At 70.1% G+C, this 20,814-nt stretch carries 15 protein-coding genes; 6 read left to right on the top strand and 9 right to left on the bottom strand.

The window, feature by feature from the left end; all coding sequences use genetic code 11:
- Window positions 1-26: 26 nt before the first annotated feature.
- The 4 genes from IEJ02_RS13615 to metH form a co-directional block, all read right to left on the bottom strand.
- Window positions 27-1,622, bottom strand: a complete 1,596-nt coding sequence (locus tag IEJ02_RS13615; protein ID WP_191065104.1) for an ABC transporter substrate-binding protein — start codon at window positions 1,620-1,622, stop codon at window positions 27-29.
- A 52-nt stretch (window positions 1,623-1,674) separates the two neighbouring features.
- Window positions 1,675-3,273, bottom strand: coding sequence for an ABC transporter substrate-binding protein (locus IEJ02_RS13620; RefSeq protein WP_191065105.1), 1,599 nt, complete (start codon window positions 3,271-3,273; stop codon window positions 1,675-1,677).
- Window positions 3,274-3,611: 338 nt separating this feature from the next.
- On the bottom strand, window positions 3,612-4,313 hold the full coding sequence (locus tag IEJ02_RS13625; protein ID WP_137977266.1) for an HAD family hydrolase: 702 nt from the start codon (window positions 4,311-4,313) through the stop codon (window positions 3,612-3,614).
- Window positions 4,314-4,470: 157 nt separating this feature from the next.
- Window positions 4,471-7,974 (bottom strand): methionine synthase, encoded by a 3,504-nt coding sequence (metH, locus tag IEJ02_RS13630; RefSeq protein WP_191065106.1) that lies wholly within the window; start codon window positions 7,972-7,974, stop codon window positions 4,471-4,473.
- 238 nt (window positions 7,975-8,212) lie between these two features.
- Between metH and IEJ02_RS13635 the strand changes: the two genes are divergently transcribed.
- The 6 genes from IEJ02_RS13635 to IEJ02_RS13660 all read left to right on the top strand — a co-directional run bounded on the left by IEJ02_RS13635 (window position 8,213) and on the right by IEJ02_RS13660 (window position 14,909).
- Window positions 8,213-8,977: an IclR family transcriptional regulator gene (locus tag IEJ02_RS13635; protein WP_191065107.1), complete on the top strand. Its 765-nt coding sequence runs from the start codon at window positions 8,213-8,215 to the stop codon at window positions 8,975-8,977.
- Window positions 8,978-9,252: 275 nt separating this feature from the next.
- Complete coding sequence (locus IEJ02_RS13640) at window positions 9,253-10,047, top strand: MIP/aquaporin family protein (RefSeq protein WP_191065108.1); 795 nt, start codon at window positions 9,253-9,255, stop codon at window positions 10,045-10,047.
- Between the two features lie 33 nt (window positions 10,048-10,080).
- Window positions 10,081-11,628: a glycerol kinase GlpK gene (glpK, locus tag IEJ02_RS13645; protein WP_191065109.1), complete on the top strand. Its 1,548-nt coding sequence runs from the start codon at window positions 10,081-10,083 to the stop codon at window positions 11,626-11,628.
- 3 nt (window positions 11,629-11,631) lie between these two features.
- The gene (locus IEJ02_RS13650) at window positions 11,632-13,245 is read left to right on the top strand and encodes a glycerol-3-phosphate dehydrogenase/oxidase (protein ID WP_191065110.1); all 1,614 of its coding nucleotides are present in this window, start codon (window positions 11,632-11,634) and stop codon (window positions 13,243-13,245) included.
- Between the two features lie 375 nt (window positions 13,246-13,620).
- Window positions 13,621-14,091 carry a hypothetical protein gene (locus IEJ02_RS13655; RefSeq protein ID WP_191065111.1) on the top strand — a complete coding sequence of 157 codons (471 nt, stop codon included), beginning with the start codon at window positions 13,621-13,623 and terminating at the stop codon, window positions 14,089-14,091.
- 146 nt (window positions 14,092-14,237) lie between these two features.
- Window positions 14,238-14,909, top strand: coding sequence for a FadR/GntR family transcriptional regulator (locus IEJ02_RS13660; protein ID WP_137977271.1), 672 nt, complete (start codon window positions 14,238-14,240; stop codon window positions 14,907-14,909).
- Window positions 14,910-15,215: 306 nt separating this feature from the next.
- Here the strand turns inward: IEJ02_RS13660 and IEJ02_RS13665 are convergent, their stop codons facing one another.
- From IEJ02_RS13665 to IEJ02_RS13685, 5 genes are read right to left on the bottom strand one after another with little or no spacing between them, the layout of a single operon-like run.
- Window positions 15,216-16,067 carry an amidohydrolase family protein gene (locus tag IEJ02_RS13665; protein WP_191065248.1) on the bottom strand — a complete coding sequence of 284 codons (852 nt, stop codon included), beginning with the start codon at window positions 16,065-16,067 and terminating at the stop codon, window positions 15,216-15,218.
- 25 nt (window positions 16,068-16,092) lie between these two features.
- Window positions 16,093-17,100: an aldo/keto reductase gene (locus IEJ02_RS13670; RefSeq protein ID WP_191065112.1), complete on the bottom strand. Its 1,008-nt coding sequence runs from the start codon at window positions 17,098-17,100 to the stop codon at window positions 16,093-16,095.
- Window positions 17,101-17,116: 16 nt separating this feature from the next.
- A complete protein-coding gene (locus IEJ02_RS13675; protein WP_191065113.1) occupies window positions 17,117-18,151 on the bottom strand; it encodes an ABC transporter permease in 1,035 nt (344 codons plus the stop codon).
- Complete coding sequence (locus IEJ02_RS13680) at window positions 18,148-19,734, bottom strand: sugar ABC transporter ATP-binding protein (protein WP_191065114.1); 1,587 nt, start codon at window positions 19,732-19,734, stop codon at window positions 18,148-18,150. The genes IEJ02_RS13675 and IEJ02_RS13680 overlap by 4 nt, the downstream gene beginning before the upstream one ends.
- Before the next feature lie 2 nt (window positions 19,735-19,736).
- On the bottom strand, window positions 19,737-20,771 hold the full coding sequence (locus IEJ02_RS13685) for a sugar ABC transporter substrate-binding protein (protein WP_191065115.1): 1,035 nt from the start codon (window positions 20,769-20,771) through the stop codon (window positions 19,737-19,739).
- Window positions 20,772-20,814: the final 43 nt, after the last annotated feature.

Below are 20,814 nucleotides of genomic sequence, written 5' to 3' on the forward strand. Positions count from 1 at the left end.
GTCAGCTCCACCAGCCCATCAGCCCGTCAGTCGTTGGACGACTTGCCGATCTCCCAGAAGCGGAAGACCGTCGAGGAGTCGAGGGTCCACTGCAGCCCGGTGATGTCGTCCTGGGCCACCGCGTACTGCTTGCCCTGCCACAGCGGGAGCATCGGCACCTCGTCGGCGATGATGTCCTGGATCCGCTGGAAGTCGCCGACCGTGGCCTCGCGGCTGGGCTGCTCGGCGGTGGCGGGGATGAGCTGCGCGGTCAGCCGCGGCGAGGTGTAGTGGTTGGCCAGGACGTTGCCGGCGCCGAAGAACGGGGCGACGAAGTTGTCCGGGTCCGGGTAGTCGGGCACCCAGCCCTTCACATAGACGCCGTACTTCCCGCCGGCGACGCCCTTCTCGTACGTGGCGACGTCCGCGCTCTTCACGTCGACGTCGAACAGCCCGCTGGCGTTGAGCTGCTCGGCGATCCGGCGCAGACCCGGGACGGTGCCGGGGCCGTAGCGGATCGGGGTGCCCCACAGGGTCAGCTTGACCTTGCCGGTGATCCCCTCGTCCCGCAGCGCCTGCTTGGCCTTCTCGGGCTGCGGGCGGTCGCCGTACTTGTCGTAGAAGGCGGTGTTGTGGCCGGTGATACCGGCCGGGACCACCGAGTACAGCGGCTCGGCGGTGCGCTTGTAGACATCCCGCACCAGGGTGGAGCGGTCGATGAGGTACGCCATGGCCTTGCGCACCCCGAGCTTGCCCGCCACCGGGTCCTTCATGTTGAAGACCAGGTGCTGGACCTCGGCGCCGGTGCCCTCGACCACGTTGAGGCTCTTGCCGCCGCCGAGGCTCTGGGCCTGGAGGTCGGCGAGGTCGCGCATGGCCAGCCCGCGGTAGGCGAGGTCCACATCGCCCTTCTGCACGGCGGACTTCAGCCGCGCCTGCCCGCCGTGGAAGAACTTCAGGGTGAGCCCGGAGTTCTTCGGCTTGGCGGGCCCCTGGTAGCCGTCGTTGACGGAGAAGTCCGCCTCGTCCTTGGTGAAGGAGTCCAGCTTGTAGACGCCGGAGCCGACCGCCTTGTGGTCCGTGCGCAGCTTGTCGGCGGGGTACTCCTCGTGGTCGACGATGGACCCGGCACCGGAGGCGATCTTCTGCGGGAAGGTCGCGTCGGAGTTCTTCAGCCGGAAGACGACGGTCCGCTTGTCCGGGGTGTCGATGCTCCCGATGGAGGTGAGCATCAGCGCCGGGCCGTTCGGGTCATTGATCCGCTTGGTCCGCTCGAAGGAGTACTTGACGTCCTCGGAGGTGAGCGGGTGGCCGTCTGTGAACGTCAGGCCGTTCTTCAGGGTGCAGGAGTAGACCCGGCTGGTCTTGTCCTTGAAGGAGCACTTCTCCGCCGCCTCCGGCTGCGGGGTGGTGCTGCCCTTCGGGAAGCTCAGCAGCGACTGGAAGACGTTGTTGAACAGCAGCCAGGAGCCGGGGTCGTAGCCGGACGCCGGATCGGTGGCGAGCACCTCGTCCGACATCCCCATGACCACGTGCTCGCCGCTGCCCGCCGCGTCCCCGTCCTCACTGCCGCAGCCGGTGAGCAGGGCAGCGGCCAGCCCTGCCCCGAGGGGAGCCGCCAGCCACTGATCACGTTTCCTCAACGGTATTCCTCACACACTCGACGTCTTCGTGTCCGACCCCCGTAAGTCGTCCTCAGTCGCTCTTACCGAGCTCCCACAGCTGCAGCATGGTCGAGGAGTCGAAAGCGTACTCGGCGCCCGTCACGTTCCCGCGGGCGGCCACGTACGTGTTGCCCTGCCACAGCGGAAGGTAGGGCACATCGCTGGCGACGGCGTTCTGGATGGACTGGTAGTCCTTGTCGGCGAGGCTGCGCTGGGCCTCCTGCCGGGTCTTGGGGATCAGCTCGTCCTGGATGGTGCTGTTGCGGTAGGGCGAGTTGAGCCAGTTGTCCTTGGTGAGGAACGGCGCGGTGTAGCTGTCGGGGTCCGGGAAGTCGGGGAGCCAGCCCGCCCCGGAGACGGAGAACTCGCGCTTGACGAGCGCGGGGCGGAAGTCCCGCCACGGGTAGCCCTTGATCGTGACGGAGAACAGTCCGCTGCCGTTGAGCTGCTTGCGCAGCTCCTTGAACTCCCCGGCCGTCTCCGGGCCGTAGTGGTCGGTGGTGTAGGCCAGCGTCAGCTTCACCGGGGTGTTGATACCGGCGTTGCGCAGCACGCGCCGGGCCTCCTCGGGATCCGGGTCGCCGTACTCGTTGTGGAACGAGTTGATGTGCGAGGAGATGCTGGTGGGGATCATCGAGTAGAGGGGCACGGCCGTCCGCTTGTACACATCGCGCACCAGCGCCTGGCGGTCCACGAGATGGGCGATGGCCTGCCGGACCGCCTTGTTCTTCACCTTAGGGTCGGAGGTGTTGAAGACCAGGTAGCGGATGCCCTGGCCGGAGGACTCGAAGAGGCGGACGCCCTTGACCTCGCCCTTGTTGAGCCTGTCGATCTGATCGGGCGAGAAGCCGCGGTGGACGACATCGATGTCGCCCTTGACCAGCGCCTTCTCCATGGCCGACGCGGAGTCGTAGAACCGCATCTCCGCCTTGTCGGCCTTCGGCTCGACATCACCCTTGTAGTGGGAGTTCTTGGTGAAGACGACCTTCATCAGCCGGTTGTCGCGCACCTCGGTCTTGGCGGTGTACGGGCCCGAGCCCGTCATCTCGAAGCCGTTGCGCAGCGCGTCGGGCTTGTAGACCTCGCTGTCCAGGATCGCGGCGGCCGGGGTGGTGAGCTTCGACGGGAAGGTCGCGTCCGGCTGCGAGAGGTGGATGACGATCTCGCGGTCGCTGGGGGTTTCGATCTTGTCCACGTTGGACAGCAAGGACTTGGTGCCGTTGGGGTCGTCGATGCGCAGCACCCGCTCGAGGGAGAACTTGACGTCCTTCGAGGTGAGGTCGTGGCCGTTGGAGAACTTCAGCCCACTGCGCAGGGTGCACCGGTACTGCTCGCTCTGTCTGTCCTGGAAGCCGCATTTCTCGGCCGCGTCGGGTATGGGCTCGGTCCCCGAGCGGGGCAGCCGCATCAGCGTCTGGAAGGCGTTGTGCAGCACGCTCCAGGACGCGAAGTCGTAAGCCAGGGCGGGATCCAGCGGCGCGGGCGCCACCTTCGACGCCTCGATGCGGTCCGTGCTGCCCAGGACGAGCGTCTTGCCGTCCGAGCCCGAGCCGTCGGTACCACCGCACGCGGCGAGCGTGGAGATCAGGAGGCCGGCCACGGTCGGCAGCACCAGCGACTTGCGCGTCATTGTCGGGAGTCTCCCTGCCATCGATCAACTACTCGCGACGAGATTAGTCCGCAGCGCCAGTGATACTCGGACACAACGAAGTTGAGGCGATATCACGCCCCGATAACGAGCGATCATGGACCGATATCCGGACGCACCCGCGATTCGTACGCCATGCCACCAATCCGGACACAAAGGCTCACCCAAAACGCACCAGACGGGGCGCGCGACAGCCAACCCGCGCACTCGTCCACGGCATATGCAGTGATAAACATCACGTTCCGTTGTCGCCAACGAAACGTGAAAAGTCCGCCCGCGCTATTCAGTTTGCAATTTACAAGAATACGCTCGGTGCGCGATCAGTGCACCGCCGTGACCAGAGTGCGCAGAAAATCGAGATCGACTTCTTCGAGCGAGCCGATGACCGTACGCCCCGCCGCGGGCTCGATCGGCACCACGGACGGCACCGCGAGCACCCGGCACCCGGCCGCCTCCGCGGCCCGTACGCCCGTGTCGGTGTCCTCGATGACCACGCACCGCCCCGGCTCGGCGGCCAGCCCGGCCGCGGCGAGCAGATAGGGGTCCGGATGCGGCTTGGTCCGCTCGACCTCGTCGCCCGCGACCGTCAGGGCGAAGTGCTCCGGGCCGAGCGAGCGCAGGACGCGGTCCATCACCCGCCGGTGGGAGGCGGAGACCAGGGCGGTGGGGATGGAGTGCGCGGCCAGCTCGGTGAGCAGCCGGCGGGCGCCGGGCAGCATCGGCACACTGCCGTCGATCAGCTCGGTGAAGCGGCTGTTGAGCAGGCCGGTGAGCTCGGCGAGGGCGATCTCGGCGCCGGTGGCCTCGATCAGGAACTGGGCGCTGCGGGACATCGGGCCGCCCACCACGACCTGGCGGTACTCCTCGGCGAGGGCGTGCCCGAGCTCGGCGAAGATGGAGACCTCCGCGTCCCACCAGATGCCCTCGGTGTCGACCAGGGTGCCGTCCATGTCGAGCAGAACGGCTTGCAGAGCCGAGCCTTCGGCCGTACGGATGTCGACGGCGGGGATGCTGCTGGTCATCCAAACACCTCCGGATAAGGGGCACGAAGGCCGGCCCCCTTCCGCTGACGGGAAGGCGACCGGCCTCTACCGGATCGACCAGTCTACGTCGCGCCGCGCCGACGCGCTCGGTGAAACCAAGGCGGTCACGGCAGGCCGCCGGAGGGCTACCCCGCGTCTACCGCGCGTTGAAGTACTTCGCCTCCGGGTGGTGGATCACGATGGCGTCCGTGGACTGCTCGGGGTGGAGCTGGAACTCCTCCGAGAGCTTCACTCCGATCCGCTCCGGCTCCAGCAGATTGGCGATCTTCGCGCGATCCTCCAGGTCGGGGCAGGCGCCGTAGCCCAGCGAGAAGCGCGCGCCGCGGTACTTCAGCGCGAACATGTCCGCCATCTCGCTCGGGTCCTCACCGGAGAAGCCCAGCTCGGCGCGGACCCGGGCGTGCCAGTACTCGGCCAGCGCCTCCGCGAGCTGTACGGACAGGCCGTGCAGCTCCAGGTAGTCGCGGTAGGAGTCGGCGGCGAACAGCTCTGCGGTGGCCTCGCCGATCTTCGAGCCGACGGTCACCACCTGGAGGCCGACGACATCGGTCTCGCCGGACTCCTCGGGCCGGAAGAAGTCGGCCAGGCACAGCCGGCGGCCGCGGCGCTGGCGCGGGAAGGTGAAGCGGGTGCGCTCGCTGCCGTCCTCGTTCAGCAGCACCAGGTCGTCGCCCTTGGAGACGCACGGGAAGTAGCCGTAGACGACGGCCGCCTCGAGCAGGTTCTCGGTGTGCAGCTTGTCGAGCCAGCCACGCAGCCGCGGACGGCCCTCGGACTCCACCAGCTCCCGGTAGCTCGGCCCGTCGCCGGTACGGGCCTCCTTGAGCCCCCACTGGCCCTTGAACAGCGCCCCCTCGTCCAGCCAGGAGGCGTAGTCGGCCTGCTGGATGCCCTTGACGACGCGGGTGCCCCAGAAGGGCGGGGTGGGCACGGGGTTGTCGGTGGCCACGTCGGACCGGGACGGGCCCTCCGGCTCCGGCTCGGTCACGGACACGTCCCGCTTGGGCACCCGGCGCTGCCGAAGCTCGGGGAGCGTGGCACCGGGCACGCCGCGCTTGACGGCGATCAGGGCGTCCATGAGCCGCAGCCCCTCGAAGGCGTCGCGGGCGTAGCGCACCTCGCCCTCGTAGATCTCGTGCAGGTCCTGCTCGACGTAGGCCCGGGTGAGCGCGGCGCCGCCGAGGATGACGGGGAACCGGGCGGCCAGCTTGCGCTGGTTGAGCTCCTCCAGGTTCTCCTTCATGATCACCGTGGACTTCACCAGCAGCCCGGACATGCCGATCACATCGGCGCCGTGCTCCTCGGCGGCCTCCAGGATCGCGGAGACCGGCTGCTTGATGCCCAGGTTGACCACGTTGTAGCCGTTGTTGGACAGGATGATGTCCACGAGGTTCTTACCGATGTCATGGACGTCGCCGCGGACGGTGGCGAGCACGATGGTGCCCTTGCCCTCGTCGTCCGACTTCTCCATGTGCGGCTCCAGGTGCGCGACCGCGGTCTTCATGACCTCGGCGGACTGGAGGACGAACGGCAGCTGCATCTGGCCGGAGCCGAACAGCTCGCCGACCACCTTCATGCCGTCCAGCAGCGTCTCGTTGACGATGTCGAGGGCGGGGCGCTCCTGGAGGGCCTCGTCGAGGTCGGCCTCCAGGCCGTTGCGCTCGCCGTCGATGATGCGGCGCTTGAGGCGCTCCTCCAGGGGCAGCGCGGCCAGCTCCTCGGCCTTGCCGGCCTTGAGGGACTTGGCGGTGGCGCCCTCGAAGAGCCCCATCAGCTTCTGCAGCGGGTCATAGCCCTCGGCGCGGCGGTCGTAGATCAGGTCCAGGGCGGTCTTGACCTGCTCCTCCTCGAACCGCGCGATCGGCAGGATCTTGGAGGCGTGCACGATCGCCGAGTCCAGTCCCGCCTTGACGCATTCGTCGAGGAAGACGGAGTTGAGCACGATGCGGGCGGCCGGGTTGAGGCCGAAGGAGATGTTGGACAGGCCCAGCGTGGTCTGGACGTCCGGGTGGCGCCGCTTGAGCTCGCGGATCGCCTCGATGGTGGCGATGCCGTCCTTACGGGACTCCTCCTGACCGGTGCAGATGGTGAAGGTCAGGGTGTCGATGAGGATGTCCGACTCGTGGATGCCGTAGTTGCCGGTCAGGTCGGCGATCAGCCGCTCGGCGATCTCGACCTTCTTCTCCGGCGTGCGGGCCTGGCCCTCCTCGTCGATGGTCAGCGCGATGAGGGCGGCGCCGTGCTCCTGGGCCAGCCGGGTGACCCTGGCGAACCGCGACTCGGGGCCGTCCCCGTCCTCGTAGTTGACGGAGTTGATGACCGCGCGCCCGCCGAGCTTCTCCAGCCCGGCCCGGATGACGTCGACCTCGGTGGAGTCCAGGACGATGGGAAGGGTGGAGGCGGTGGCGAACCGCCCGGCCAGCTCCTCCATGTCCGCGACGCCGTCCCGGCCGACGTAGTCCACGCACAGGTCGAGCAGATGGGCGCCCTCGCGGATCTGCTCGCGGGCCATCTCCACGCAGTCGTCCCAGCGGCCCTCGAGCATGGCCTCGCGGAACTTCTTGGAGCCGTTGGCGTTGGTGCGCTCGCCGATCGCCAGGTACGAGGTGTCCTGGCGGAACGGCACGGTCTGGTAGAGCGAGGCGGCGCCGGGCTCGGGGCGCGGGGTGCGCTCGGTCGGGGTCAGCTCGCGGACCCGCTCGACGACCTGGCGCAGATGCTCGGGCGTGGTGCCGCAGCAGCCGCCGACCAGGGAGAGCCCGTACTCGCGGACGAAGGTCTCCTGGGCGTCGGCCAGCTCGCCGGGGCTGAGGGGGTAGTGGGCGCCGTCCTTGCCCAGCACCGGGAGGCCGGCGTTGGGCATGCAGGACAGCGGGATCCGGGAGTGGCGGGCGAGGTGGCGCAGGTGCTCGCTCATCTCGGCGGGGCCGGTGGCGCAGTTGAGGCCGATCATGTCGATGCCGAGCGGCTCGAGGGCGGTGAGCGCCGCGCCGATCTCCGAGCCCAGCAGCATGGTTCCGGTGGTCTCGACGGTGACCGAGCAGATCACCGGGAGGTTGGCGCCGGCGGCGTCGAGGGCGCGGCGGGCGCCGATGATCGCGGCCTTGGTCTGCAGCAGGTCCTGGGTGGTCTCCACCAGGAGGGCGTCCGCACCGCCGGCGATCATGCCTTCGGCGTTGGCCTGGTAGGCGTCGCGGAGGGTGGTGTACGGGGCGTGGCCGAGGGTGGGCAGCTTGGTGCCGGGGCCCATGGAGCCCAGCACCCAGCGCTGGCGTCCGTCGGCGGCGAACTCGTCGGCGACCTCACGGGCGATCCGGGCGCCGGCCTCGGAGAGCTCGTGGACGCGGTGGGGGATGTCGTACTCGCCGAGCGCCGCGTGGTTGGCGCCGAAGGTGTTGGTCTCGACGCAGTCCACGCCGACGGCGAAGTACGCCTCGTGGACCGAGCGGACGATGTCCGGGCGGGTGATGTTGAGGATCTCGTTGCAGCCCTCGAGCTGCTGGAAGTCGTCGAGACTGGGCTCCTGCGCCTGAAGCATCGTCCCCATCGCGCCGTCGGCGACCACCACGCGGGTGGCCAGCGCTTCGCGGAGCGCGTCGGCTCGGGCGGCGGATGTGGGCGATGGCGTATGAGAGGCCATGGATGTGCTCCCTGGAGTGCGACGGCTGTCGGCTTTGCGCCCTCCCCTGGGGACGGCGCACCACGCCAGGGTAGCTGCCAGTGGTCATTTCACGATGGTCGTTCCATCAGCCGGGATGAGCACGGCCGATCGGCCCCTGGTGGGTCCCTTGATCGCCGACACACGGCCGTCAGGTACCACCGAGTCGACATGGACCGATAGTGTTCAGCATTGTCGAACCGCAGTCAGGAGGTTGGCGATGGCCCGGAACATCCAGTCGTTGGAGCGCGCCGCCGCGATGCTACGCCTGCTCGCCGGTGGTGAGCGACGTCTGGGACTGTCCGACATCGCCTCCACCCTGGGGCTGGCCAAGGGCACCGCGCACGGCATATTGCGCACCCTCCAGCAGGAGGGGTTCGTGGAGCAGGACGAGGCGTCCGGCCGCTATCAGCTCGGCGCGGAGCTGCTGCGCCTGGGCAACAGCTACCTGGACGTGCACGAGCTGCGCGCCCGCGCCCTGGTGTGGACCGACGACCTGGCCCGCTCCAGCGGCGAGAGCGTGTACCTGGGCGTGCTGCACCAGCGGGGCGTGCTGATCGTCCACCATGTCTTCCGGCCGGACGACAGCCGCCAGGTGCTGGAGGTCGGCGCCATGCACCCGCTGCACTCCACGGCCCTGGGCAAGGTGCTCTCCGCCTACGACCCGGTCGCGCACAGCGAGGTGACCGAGGTCGACCGCAAGGCGTTCACGCCCCGCACGGTGACCGGGGAGCGCGAGTTCGAGGGCGTGCTGGACCTGACCCGGGCGCGCGGCTGGGGCTGCGACGTGGAGGAGACCTGGGAGGGCGTGGCATCGGTCGCGGCGCCCATCCACGACCGGCGCCGGCTGCCCGTGGGCGCCGTGGGGATAACGGGCGCGGTCGAGCGGGTGTGCGAGGACGGGGAGCTGCGCTCGGAGCTCGTGGCGGCCGTACGGGACTGTGCGCGCGCCGTCTCCCGGGACCTGGGTGCCCTGCGTTTCTGAATCGCGCCAACGCGGGTGGATCTGCCCCCATATCCCCGCATGACCTGCTTCATCACGGTTTCACATACGTGCGATTTTTCCTTCACACGACCCTTGACGGGGTCTTCGACGTGAAGAAAACTGCCGTTCATCGGTCGGCATTGTCGAACACCTGACGACAATATTCGCTATGGTGGACTCGCCGCGGGCCGACCAACGCCCTCCCACGAGGGCGCGGACCACCGGAGAGACCCGGGGGTTCGCCTTCCCCTGGACGAAGGACAAAGGAGTCGCGGGTGTCCAGCTCCGACATCTTCATCGGCGAGACCATCGGTACCGCCGTTCTCATTCTGCTCGGCTGCGGTGTCGTCGCCGGCGTTGTCTTGAAGCAATCCAAGGCGTTCGCGGCCGGATGGGTCGCCATCACCCTCGGGTGGGGCTTCGCCGTGCTCACCGGCGCCTATATCTCCGCGCCGCTCTCGGGGGCCCATCTGAACCCGGCGGTGACGATCGGCCTCGCCATCGAGGGCGGCGTCGAGTGGAGCAAGGTGCCCATCTACTTCCTCGGGCAGATGCTCGGCGCGGTGATCGGCGCGTCGCTGGTGTGGCTCGCCTACCTCGGCCACTTCCACGCCCATCTCACCGACCGCGAGATCGTCGGCGGCCCGGGCGCCCAGGACACGGTGGCGGCGGACCGGCAGCGGACCACCGGCGCAGGACCGGTGCTGGGCATCTTCTCCACCGGCCCGGAGATCCGGAACGTCGGTCAGAACCTGGCCACCGAGATCATCGCCACGACCGTGCTGGTGCTCGCCATCCTCACCCAGGGGCTCAACGGCGACGGCAAGGGCCTCGGCGTCATCGGCGTCATGATCACCGCCTTCGTGGTGGTCGGCATCGGCCTCTCGCTCGGCGGCCCGACCGGTTACGCCATCAACCCGGCGCGTGACCTCGGCCCCCGGATCGCCCATGCCCTCCTGCCGCTGCCCAACAAGGGCGGCTCGGACTGGGGCTATGCCTGGATCCCCGTCGTCGGCCCGCTCATCGGCGGCGCCATCGCGGGCGGGATCTACGAGATCGCCTTCGCCTAGTCCACCCCACCACTCGCAGGAGAGCAGCAGATCATGACCGACACCCACACCACCAGCGCCTCCTCCCACGGTCAGGGACCGTTCATCGCGGCCATCGACCAGGGCACCACCTCCAGCCGCTGCATCGTCTTCGACCGCGACGGCCGCATCGTCTCGGTCGACCAGAAGGAGCACGAGCAGATCTTCCCCAAGCCCGGCTGGGTGGAGCACAACGCCACCGAGATCTGGGAGAACGTCAAGGAGGTGGTCGCCGGCGCCATCACCAAGGCCGAGATCACCGCTATCGACGTCAAGGCGATCGGCATCACCAACCAGCGCGAGACCACCCTGCTGTGGGACAAGAACACCGGTGAGCCGGTGCACAACGCCATCGTCTGGCAGGACACCCGCACCGACGCCCTCTGCCGCGAGCTCGGCCGCAACGTCGGCCAGGACCGCTTCCGCCGCGAGACCGGCCTCCCGCTGGCGTCCTACTTCGCCGGTCCCAAGATCCGCTGGCTGCTCGACAACGTCGAGGGGCTGCGCGAGCGGGCCGAGGCGGGCGACATCCTCTTCGGCACCATGGACTCCTGGGTCATCTGGAACCTGACCGGCGGTGTCAACGGCGGCGTGCACGTCACCGACGTCACCAACGCCTCCCGCACCCTCCTGATGAACCTGCACACGCTGGACTGGGACGAGAAGATCCTGTCCTCGATGGACATCCCGGCCGCCCTGCTGCCGCGGATACGCTCCTCCGCCGAGGTCTACGGGCACACGGCGGAGGGCGTCCTGGCGGGCGTGCCGGTCGCCTCCGCGCTCGGTGACCAGCAGGCGGCCCTGTTCGGCCAGACCTGTTACTCCGAGGGCGAGGCCAAGTCCACCTACGGCACCGGCACCTTCCTGCTGATGAACACCGGCGAGAAGCCGGTCAACTCCTACAACGGGCTGCTGACCACCGTCGGCTACCGGATCGGCGACGAGAAGCCGGTCTATGCCCTGGAGGGCTCGATCGCGGTCACCGGTTCGCTGGTGCAGTGGATGCGGGACCAGATGGGCCTGATCAACAGCGCCGCCGAGATCGAGACCCTCGCGAGCTCGGTCGAGGACAACGGCGGCGCGTACTTCGTGCCCGCCTTCTCGGGCCTGTTCGCCCCGTACTGGCGGTCCGACGCGCGCGGCGTGATCGCGGGCCTGACCCGCTACGTCACCAAGGCGCACATCGCCCGTGCCGTGCTCGAGGCCACCGCCTGGCAGACCCGCGAGATCGTCGACGCGATGACCAAGGACTCCGGGGTCGAGCTCACCGCGCTCAAGGTCGACGGCGGTATGACCTCCAACAACCTCCTGATGCAGACCCTCTCGGACGCCCTGGACGCACCCGTGGTGCGCCCGATGGTCGCCGAGACCACCTGCCTCGGCGCCGCCTACGCCGCCGGTCTCGCCGTCGGCTTCTGGCCGGACACCGACGCCCTGCGCGCGAACTGGCGCCGGGCGGCCGAATGGACCCCCCGAATGGACGCGGACGTCCGCGACCGCGAGTACAAGAACTGGCTCAAGGCCGTGCAGCGGACCATGGGCTGGCTCGACGACGAGGAGTAATCAATGACCACCCTGCAGAGCGTTCCGTCCTCCCTCGGAACGCACCCGGCTGCCGGTTCGAACCCGAGCCGAGCCGAAACCCGGGAACAGCTCTCCAAGGCGACGTACGACCTCCTGGTGATCGGCGGCGGCATCCTGGGCATCACCACTGCCTGGCACGCCGCGCAGTCCGGGCTGCGGGTGGCGATGGTGGACGCCGGTGACTTCGCCGGCGCCACCTCCTCGGCCTCCTCCAAGCTGCTCCACGGCGGCCTGCGCTATCTCCAGACGGGCGCGGTCAAGCTGGTCGCCGAGAACCACTTCGAGCGGCGCGCGGTCTCCCGTACCGTCGCCCCGCACCTGTCCAACCCGCTCACCTTCTACCTGCCGGTCTACAAGGGCGGTCCGCACGGCGCGGCCAAGCTGGGCGCGGGCGTCTTCGCCTACTCGGCGCTCTCCGCCTTCCGTGACGGCGTGGGCCATGTGATCGGCGCCGAGCGGGCCGCGCGCGACGTCCCGGAACTGCGCACCGAAGGTCTCAAGGCGGTCGCGGTCTACGGCGACGGCCAGATGAACGACAGCCGCATGGCCCTGATGACGGTCCGGGCGGCCGTGGAGGCGGGCGCCACCGTCCTCAACCACGCCGAGGTCATGGCCTTGCGCAAGAACGACGGCCGGGTCACCGGCGCCGAGCTCAAGGACCGCACCGACGGCACCGAGTTCGGGGTCAGCGCCCGTCTGGTGCTCAACGCCACCGGCCCCTGGGTGGACCACCTGCGCCGGATGGAGGACCCGGGCGCGGCGCCGTCGATCCGGCTGTCCAAGGGCGCGCACCTGGTCCTCAAGCGCACCTCCCCCTGGCGGGCGGCGCTGGCCACCCCGATCGACAAGTACCGCATCACCTTCGCCCTCCCCTGGGAGGACATGCTGCTGCTGGGCACCACGGACGAGGAGTTCGAGGGCGACCCGGCCGATGTCGCGGTCAACGAGGCGGACATCTCCCAGATCCTGGACGAGGCGGCCTTCTCCATCCGCGACCAGCAGCTCTCGCGCGATCTGATCACCTATTCGTTCGCGGGGCTGCGGGTGCTGCCCGGCGGCCCGGGCGACACCGCCAAGGCCAAGCGGGAGACGGTGGTCACCGAGGGCAAGGGCGGGATGCTCTCCATAGCCGGCGGCAAGTGGACCACCTTCCGCCACATCGGCCGCACCGTGATGCGGAAGCTGGCCGAGCTGCCGGGCCGTCCGCTCGCCGACGACATGGAGCCGGTCACGCAGCTGCCCCGGCACATGCCGCTGCCGGGCCTGGCCAACCCGCACGCCGTCGAGCACCGGCTGCTGGTGGACGGCGGCACCCCCGGCCCGCGGATGGCCGCCGACACCGCCCGCCATCTGGCGACCCACTACGGCTCGCTCTCCTTCGACATCGCCCGGCTGGCCGGCGGCGACCCGGCGCTCGCGGAGCGCATCCACCCCGACGCCCCGGAGATCTGGGCGCAGGTCGTCTACGCCCGGGACTACGAGTGGGCGCGCACGGCGGACGACGTCCTGCGCCGCCGCACCACCCTGACCATCCGCGGCCTGGACTCCGAGGACATCCGGAGCCGGGTCGAGGATCTGCTGGCCAAGCGACCCTGACCCCCGCGGGGCCGCCTTCCCGGGCCCGGGCGGCCGGGTGAGAAGAAACGTCTTCTCACCCGGCCGCCCGAGCTGCTCATTGCCCCAGCCGCCCTCGTCGCGCGCCCGGGGCCTTTGCGTGATCGTGCGAACTCGCCGCGCGCCAAGGGCAGTTGGCGGCCGATCCACCGGGGGCGGTGTACTTACTCGCGCGTTAAAAATCAGCTGAATCGCTCTTGCCTTCTTCGGCGGTGCGCGCATCAATGACATCGCCCGTGGACGACGGGCGGGAACCCTCCGCTCGTGGATGACGGGCGGGAACTCCCTGCCCGTGGATGACGGGCGGGAACCCCCCACACATCAGCCGCACTTTCCCCCACTCCGGAAGGCAATCCCATGAGACGGATCAAGCTCGGGATCAGCACGGCAATGGGAGCAGCAGCACTGGCCGCCGGCGCGCTGGCGCTGGCACCGACCGCGACCGCGGTCACCCCCACGACCGCCACCCTCACGGCCGACTGCGGAACGTACGGGTCGGGCCTGGCCAGCCTGACCGCCACGCAGAGCGGGACCTCCGCGACCATCACCCTGTCCTCGGGGGCGATCAAGGCCCCGATCGACGTTCCGGCGGGCTCGGTGAGCTCGACGCTGACGCTGTCCAAGAGCGGCGGCGGAACCAAGACCTTCACCGGGAGCTCCAACCCGGCGATCCCGACCGGCTCCAATGTGACCACCGGCCCGCTCAAGGGCACGGTGGCCGCGGGCGACGTCCTGGAGGCGAAGTCGCTCAAGCTGGTCATCTTCGGGCTGATCACGGTGAACTGCACCGCCACCTCGGCCCAGTCCCCGGGGCCGTTCACCTTCTGAGCCATCCGATGAACCGGCTCTGAGCCCGCCTCGGGCCCCCTGGTAAAAGGTCACAGCGGACCGGCGGCGTCCCCGGCAGACGCCGCCGGTCCCAGCACGTCATAATGGACCTGATACATCGGATGTTTGGCCCGGGGAGGTCCACCATGGCGGTCACCGACGAGGCGATCGAAAAAATCAAGGGCATGATCGTCTCGGGCGCGCTGCGCCCCGGTGACCGGCTCCCCAAGGAGAGCGAGCTGGCCGCCGATCTGGGGCTGTCGCGCAACTCGCTGCGCGAGGCCGTCCGGGCGCTGTCGCTGATCCGGATCCTCGACGTACGGCAGGGCGACGGCACCTATGTGACCAGCCTCGATCCCCAACTGCTGCTGGAGGCGCTGAGCTTCGTGGTGGACTTCCACCGCGATGACACGGTGCTGGAGTTCCTGGCGGTGCGGCGGATCCTGGAGCCCGCGGCCACCGCGCTGGCCTCCACCCGGATCAGCGACGCCGAGCTGGACCGGCTCCAGGAGCAGCTGGACGCGCTCGGGCAGCAGCCCTCGGTGGAGGAGCTGGTCGCCTGCGATCTGGAGTTCCACCGCGGCATCGTCCAGTCCTCGGGCAACTCGGTGCTCTGCTCGCTGCTCGACGGGCTCTCCGGGCCCACCACCCGGGCGCGGGTGTGGCGCGGTCTGACGCAGGAGGACGCGGTCAGCCGCACCCTCCATGAGCACCGGGCGATCCTGGCCGCCCTGCGGGACCGCGACCCGGAGGCGGCACGGTCCTGGGCGACGGTGCACATCGCGAGCGTGGAGCAGTGGCTGCGCTCCACGCTGTGAGCCCACCGGGGCTCCGCCCCGGCCCCCGCTGGGGGCTCCGCCCCCAGACCCCCCGTCGGCGGGCCCCGCAGCACCGATATGCGGCTCCGCCACGTGGCAGCGGCTTCGCCCATGGACCCCGGGGTCTGGGGCGGAGCCCCACCCTCCAGCCTCTCCAGGGGGCACCGCCCAGCGGTAGCTGGGGGAGCTTGAGGAGCGGGGTCTGGGGCGGAGCCCCCACGCGGCGGAGCCGCACATCGACGCTGTGTGGGAAGGGGCGGGTAGGGGAGCCGCCCGCCGCAGGCGTCACGATCCGCCGCAAACCCCTTAGGTTCCCAGACCGTAGGCGCGGGCCGCGTTGCCGCCGAAGACGGCGGCGCGCTCGTCCTCGCCGAGCCGGAGCGTGGCCCGGTCCGCGAGGGCCACCACCTCGTCGTAGGTGGCGGCGAGGAGGCACACCGGCCAGTCGGAGCCGAACAGCACCCGGCCCGGCCCGAAGGCGTCCAGCACGTGCCAGGCGTACGGGAGCACCTGCTCGGGCTTCCAGCCGTCCCAGTCGGCCTCGGTGACCAGGCCGGACAGCTTGCAGTCGACGTTCGGCAGGGCCGCGAGCGCGGCCAGCTGCCAGGCCCAGGGGTCGCGCTCCCCGCTCGCCACGGGCGGTTTGGCGGCGTGGTCGAGGACGAAGCGCAGCTGCGGCAGCTCACGGACGGCGTCCAGGGCCGCGGGGAGCTCGCGCGGGGTGACCAGCAGGTCGTAGACCAGACCCGCGTCGGCCACGGCGGCCAGCCCCCGGCGGGCGTCCTCGCGGTCCAGCCACCGCGGATCCGGCTCGTCCTGCACCTGGTGGCGCACGCCCACCAGCCGGTCGCCGCCGGGCCCCGCGGCCAGCTCCGCGAGCACCTCGCCCACCCCGGGGTCGGTGAGGTCGGCCCAGCCGACGACGCCCGCGATCCGGTCCGATCCGCCGGCCAGGGCCAGGAGTTCCCGGGTCTCCTCCACGGAGGAGCTGGACTGGACGACGACGGTGGCGTCGATCTCCTGCGCGTCCAGGTGCGGGGCGAGGTCGTCCGGGGTGAAGGTGCGGCGGATGGGCTCGGCCCACGCGCCGTCCATCCACGGCTGCTCACGGCGGGTCAGGTCCCACAGGTGGTGATGGGCGTCGATACGGCGCGGCACGGGCACGCGGGCACTCCTCGGGGGCTCAGACCGGCAGCGGGATGTCGTCGTCGAGCAGACCGCGCCGGACCAGGGCCTGCCACAGCTCATCGGGGATGTCGAGGGCGAACAGCTCGGCATTGTCCCGGACTTCGGCCGGGGAGGCGCAGCCGACCACCGCAGCGGCCACCGCGGGGTGGCAGAAGGGGAAGCGCAGCGCGGCGGCCCGCAGCGGCACCTGGAACTCGGCGCACACCTCGGCCAGCCGCCGGGCCCGTGCGAGGAGTTCGGGCGGCGCCTGCTGGTAGTCGTAGCGGGCCCCGGGGGCGGGGTCGGCGAGCAGCCCGGAGTTGTAGACCCCGCCGACCACCACGGAGGTGCCGCGCCGCTCGCACACCGGCAGCAGATCGTCGAAGGCGGTGCGCTCCAGCAGCGTCCAGCGCCCGGCGCACAGCACGACGTCCACGTCGAAGTCGGCGACGAACCGGGCGAGCAGGTCGCTGTGGTTCATGCCGAAGCCGATGGCCCGGACGAGCTTCTCCTGCTTCAGCTCGGCCAGCGCCGCGAAGCCCGTCTCATAGACCTCGCGGATGTGGTCTTCCGGATCGTGGAGGTAGACGATGTCCACGGCGTCGATCCCGAGCCGTTCCAGGGAGGACTCGAGGCTCGCGCGGATGCCGTCCCGGGTGAAGTCCCACATCCGGACCCGGTCGGGGGTGTCGGCGAACCCGTCCGCCTGGACGGGCTCCCCGGGGGCGCGCGGCCGCAGCCGCCGCCCCACCTTGGTGGAGAGCGTGTACCCGGCGCGGTCGCGCCCGGCCAGCACCCGCCCCAGCCGCTCCTCGGACAGCCCGACGCCGTAGTGCGGCGCGGTGTCCATATAGGTGAGACCGGTGTCGAACGCCGCCCTTACGGTGTCCAGCGCGCGCTCCTCCGGCACCGCCTCGTAGAGATTGGCCAGCGGCGCACAGCCCAGGCCCAGGGGTGGTACGCGCACCCCCGAGCGCCCCAGTTCGCGCGGGCCGCTCGGGGCCCGTCCGCCGTCGACCGCCATGGCTTCCTCCCGGCTCTCAGTCCTGCTTCTCGCCGCTGGCGTAGCGGGAGATGATCAGCGCGACGATGATGATCGAGCCGTTGATGAACTGGTTCCACAGGGGCGGTACCCCGCCGAGGGTCATCACATTGACGACCAGCTGCAGCGTCAGCACGCCGGTGAGCGCCCCGAAGAGGGTGCCGCGGCCGCCCTTGAGGCTGATCCCGCCGATGACCGCGGCGGCGAACACCTGGAAGATCCAGCCGTTGCCCTGGGTCGCGGCGACCGAGCCGTAGTGGCCCGTGTACAGGATGCCCGCGAAGGCGGCCAGCAGTCCGCCGACGCTCAGCACGATCCAGGTGATCCGGTCCACCCGGATGCCCGCCGCGCGCGCGGCCTCGGGGTTGCCGCCGATCGCGTACAGCGCGCGCCCGTGCCGCAGATAGCCCAGCGCCAGGCCGCCGAGGGCGTACAGCCCCAGGCAGATCCACACGGCGGCGGGCACGCCCAGCCACTCGGCCTTGCCGAGGTAGCGGAAGGACTCGGGGACGTTGACGATCGACTGGCCCTCGGCGATGCCGACCTGGAGACCGCGCAGCATGGTGAGCATGCCCAGGGTCGCGATGAAGCCGTTGACGCGCAGCTTGAGCATCAGGAAGCCGTTGGCCGCGCCGATCAGCGCCCCGACCGCCAGGCACAGCGGTATCGCGGTCCACACCGGCAGCAGCCCCAGGCCCTCGAACCGCGCCCCGTGCTCGGGCAGTACGAACCACAGGGCGATCACCGGCGCCACGGCGATGGTCGACTCCAGGGAGAGGTCCATCCGCCCACTGATCAGGATCAGTGCCTCGCCCAGCACCAGCAGCCCCAGCTCGGTGGACTGCTGGACGACGCCGATCAGGTTGTCCTCGGTGAGGAAGGCGGGCGAGACGATGAAGCCGATCACCCCGAGGACGAAGATCACGGGGACCAGCGACAGATCGCGCCACCGCGCGATGTCGATCCGCGGCCGGCCCCCCGCCGGGTCGTCAGCCACCGCCTCGGCGGTGCGCTGCCGTGCGGTATCGGTCATGTCTGCCTTCCTTCTGTGCGGTCTTCGGTGTCCCCCGCCGTGCCATTGGTGCCCGGCTCCGTGATGCCCTCCATGGCGGCCACGAGCTGACGGTCGCTCCAGCCGCTGCCGAACTCCGCGACCACCCGGCCGTGGAAGAACGCCAGGATCCGGTCGCAGACCCGCAGATCGTCCAGTTCGTCGGAGACGATGACCGCGCCGCTCCCGGCCGCGGCCACGTCCCGTACGACGCCGAGCAGCGCGTCCTTGGACTTCACGTCCACCCCGGCGGTCGGGCGGATCGCGACCAGGACGCTGGGCTCACGGGCCAGCGCCCGCGCGATGACGACCTTCTGCTGATTTCCGCCGGACAAACCCGAAACGGGCTGCGAAGGTCCGGAGGTCTTGATGTCCAGTGAGGTGATCATCCGCTGGGCGAAGGCGCGGGTCCGGGAGGGCAGCACCGTGCCGTAGGGCCCGAGCTGGTCGGTGACGGTCAGTGTGGCGTTCTCGGCGACGCTGCGGCCCAGGACCAGGCCCTGGTCGTGCCGGTCCTCCGGGACGTAGCCGATGCCCGCGTCGATGGCGTGCGGCACGCTGCCGGGGCGCACCGGCCGGCCGCGCACCGACAGCCGCCCGCCGGCCGGTTTGCGCAGCCCCACCAGGGTCTCGCCGACCGCCGTGTTGCCGCTGGCCGTGGCCCCGGCCAGGCCGAGCACCTCGCCGGGGCGCACCACCAGGTCCAGCGGGTCGAACTCGCCGTCCAGGGCGAGCCCTTCGGTGCGCAGCACCGGCTCCCCGTCCGGGTCGGCCTCCTTACGGGCGACGGGAGCGCGGACGACGGCCCGGGAGTCGCCCTCGGGCGCCCCGCCGTCGTCCCCGGTCATCGCCGCCACCAGCTCCTCCTTGGGGAGGCCGGCGACCGGGGCGGTCAGCACGTGCCGGGCGTCGCGGAAGACGGTGACGGTGTCGCAGAGTTCGTAGACCTCTTGCAGGTGGTGCGAGATGAACAGGAACGCGACCCCCTGCCGGCGCAGCTCAAGCAGCTTGGCGAAGAGCCGGTCGATCCCGCCCGCGTCGAGCTGGGCGGTGGGCTCGTCGAGGATGATCAGCCGGGCGCCGAAGGAGAGCGCACGGGCGATCTCCACGAACTGCCGCTGCTCGACGCTGAGGTTCTTCGCCCGCGTCTGCGGATCCACCTCCACGCCGTACTCGGCCAGCAGCGCGCGGGCGTCCTCGCGCAGGGCGCGCCAGCGGATGCGCCCTGCGCCTGGGAAGCGGTTGAGGTAGAGGTTCTCGGCGACCGTCAGGTCCGGGACCACCATCGACTTCTGGTAGACGCAGGCCACCTTGCGCTGCCAGGCGGCGGTGTCGCCGTAGCCGGGGGCGGACTCGCCTGCGAAGGTCACCTCGCCCTCGTCCGGGCGCTCCATCCCGGTCAGGACGGACACCAGCGTGGACTTGCCCGCCCCGTTGCGCCCGACGAGCGCATGGGCCTCCCCGGGCCGCACCGCCAGCCGGGCGTGGTCCAGGGCGACGGTGGGCCCGAACCGTTTGACGATGCCCTGGGCCCGTACGACGGCGGGCTGTTCGGCCTCGGCCATGGTCACTTCTTCTCGAGCTGGTTGGCCCACAGCTTCTTGTCGTCGACGTTCTCCTTGGTGACCAGCGGCGCCGGGAGCTGGTCCTCCAGGCCGTTCTCGATCTTGACGATCTTGGAGCCGTGGTCGGTGGGGCCGGGTTTGAACGTCTTGCCGTCCAGAGCGGCCTTCGCGTAGTTCAGGGCCCACTGGGCGTAGAGGTCGGCGGGCTGGGAGAGCGTGGCGTCGATCTTCCCGGAGCGGATCGCGTCCAGCTCCTCGGGTATCCCGTCGTTGGAGATGATCGTGATGTGCTTGGCGGAACCGGCGGGCTTCAGCAGCCGCTTCTGCTCCAGCAGCGCGAGCGTGGGCTGCAGGAAGGCGCCGCCCGCCTGCATGTAGATGCCGTTCACGTCCTTGTGCTGGGCCAGCAGGCTCTGCAGCTTGGCGGAGGCCACATCGCCCTTCCAGTCGGTGGGCAGCTCGTGCACCTTGATGCCGGGGTACTTCTTCTTCATGCAGGAGGCGAACGCCTGCGAGCGGTCCCGGCCGTTGATGGAGCTGAGGTCGCCCTGGAGCTCGGCGATCCGGCCCTTGCCGCCCAGCTTCTCGCCGAGGTACTCGCACGCCTTGGTGCCGTACGCCCGGTTGTCGGCGCGCACCACCATGTAGACCTTGCCGGAGTCGGGCCGGGTGTCCACGCTGATCACGGGGATCTTCTTCTCCTCCAGCTGCTCCAGGGTGGAGGAGATGGCCCCGGTGTCCTGGGGGGCCATGATGACCGCCTTGGCGCCCTGGTCGGTGAACGCCTGGACGTTGGCGACCAGCTTGCCGATGTCGTTCTGCGAGTTGGACAGCGGGAGCGCGGAGACCGTGCCCTTGTCGATGCCCTTCTCCAGGTACTGCTGGTAGGAGTTCCAGAAGTCGGTGTCCGTCCGCGGCATGTCGATGCCGACCTTGCCGCCGCCGGCGCCATTGCTCTCTCGGTTGCAGCCGGTGAGCGCTGCGACGGCCAGCAGCGCGGCGCAGGCGGCGGTGCCGGTGGTGCGGAGTCTCGTCATCGAGTCCCGTCCTTGGTCGTTCCTGGGTCGAGTCGTGCGGGTG

The organism is Streptomyces sp. 5-10 (assembly GCF_014712245.1).
In the GTDB taxonomy this organism is placed as follows: Bacteria; Actinomycetota; Actinomycetes; order Streptomycetales; family Streptomycetaceae; genus Streptomyces; species Streptomyces violaceusniger.

Bases quoted from the DNA above. Each gene is read 5' to 3' on its own strand.
- IEJ02_RS13620 (WP_191065105.1), bottom strand. From the start codon at position 3,273: ATGACGCGCAAGTCGCTGGTGCTGCCGACCGTGGCCGGCCTCCTGATC.
- IEJ02_RS13625 (WP_137977266.1), bottom strand. From the start codon at position 4,313: ATGACCAGCAGCATCCCCGCCGTCGACATCCGTACGGCCGAAGGCTCG.
- metH (WP_191065106.1), bottom strand. From the start codon at position 7,974: ATGGCCTCTCATACGCCATCGCCCACATCCGCCGCCCGAGCCGACGCG.
- IEJ02_RS13635 (WP_191065107.1), top strand. From the start codon at position 8,213: ATGGCCCGGAACATCCAGTCGTTGGAGCGCGCCGCCGCGATGCTACGC.
- glpK (WP_191065109.1), top strand. From the start codon at position 10,081: ATGACCGACACCCACACCACCAGCGCCTCCTCCCACGGTCAGGGACCG.
- IEJ02_RS13650 (WP_191065110.1), top strand. From the start codon at position 11,632: ATGACCACCCTGCAGAGCGTTCCGTCCTCCCTCGGAACGCACCCGGCT.
- IEJ02_RS13655 (WP_191065111.1), top strand. From the start codon at position 13,621: ATGAGACGGATCAAGCTCGGGATCAGCACGGCAATGGGAGCAGCAGCA.
- IEJ02_RS13660 (WP_137977271.1), top strand. From the start codon at position 14,238: ATGGCGGTCACCGACGAGGCGATCGAAAAAATCAAGGGCATGATCGTC.
- IEJ02_RS13670 (WP_191065112.1), bottom strand. From the start codon at position 17,100: ATGGCGGTCGACGGCGGACGGGCCCCGAGCGGCCCGCGCGAACTGGGG.
- IEJ02_RS13675 (WP_191065113.1), bottom strand. From the start codon at position 18,151: ATGACCGATACCGCACGGCAGCGCACCGCCGAGGCGGTGGCTGACGAC.
- IEJ02_RS13680 (WP_191065114.1), bottom strand. From the start codon at position 19,734: ATGGCCGAGGCCGAACAGCCCGCCGTCGTACGGGCCCAGGGCATCGTC.
- IEJ02_RS13685 (WP_191065115.1), bottom strand. From the start codon at position 20,771: ATGACGAGACTCCGCACCACCGGCACCGCCGCCTGCGCCGCGCTGCTG.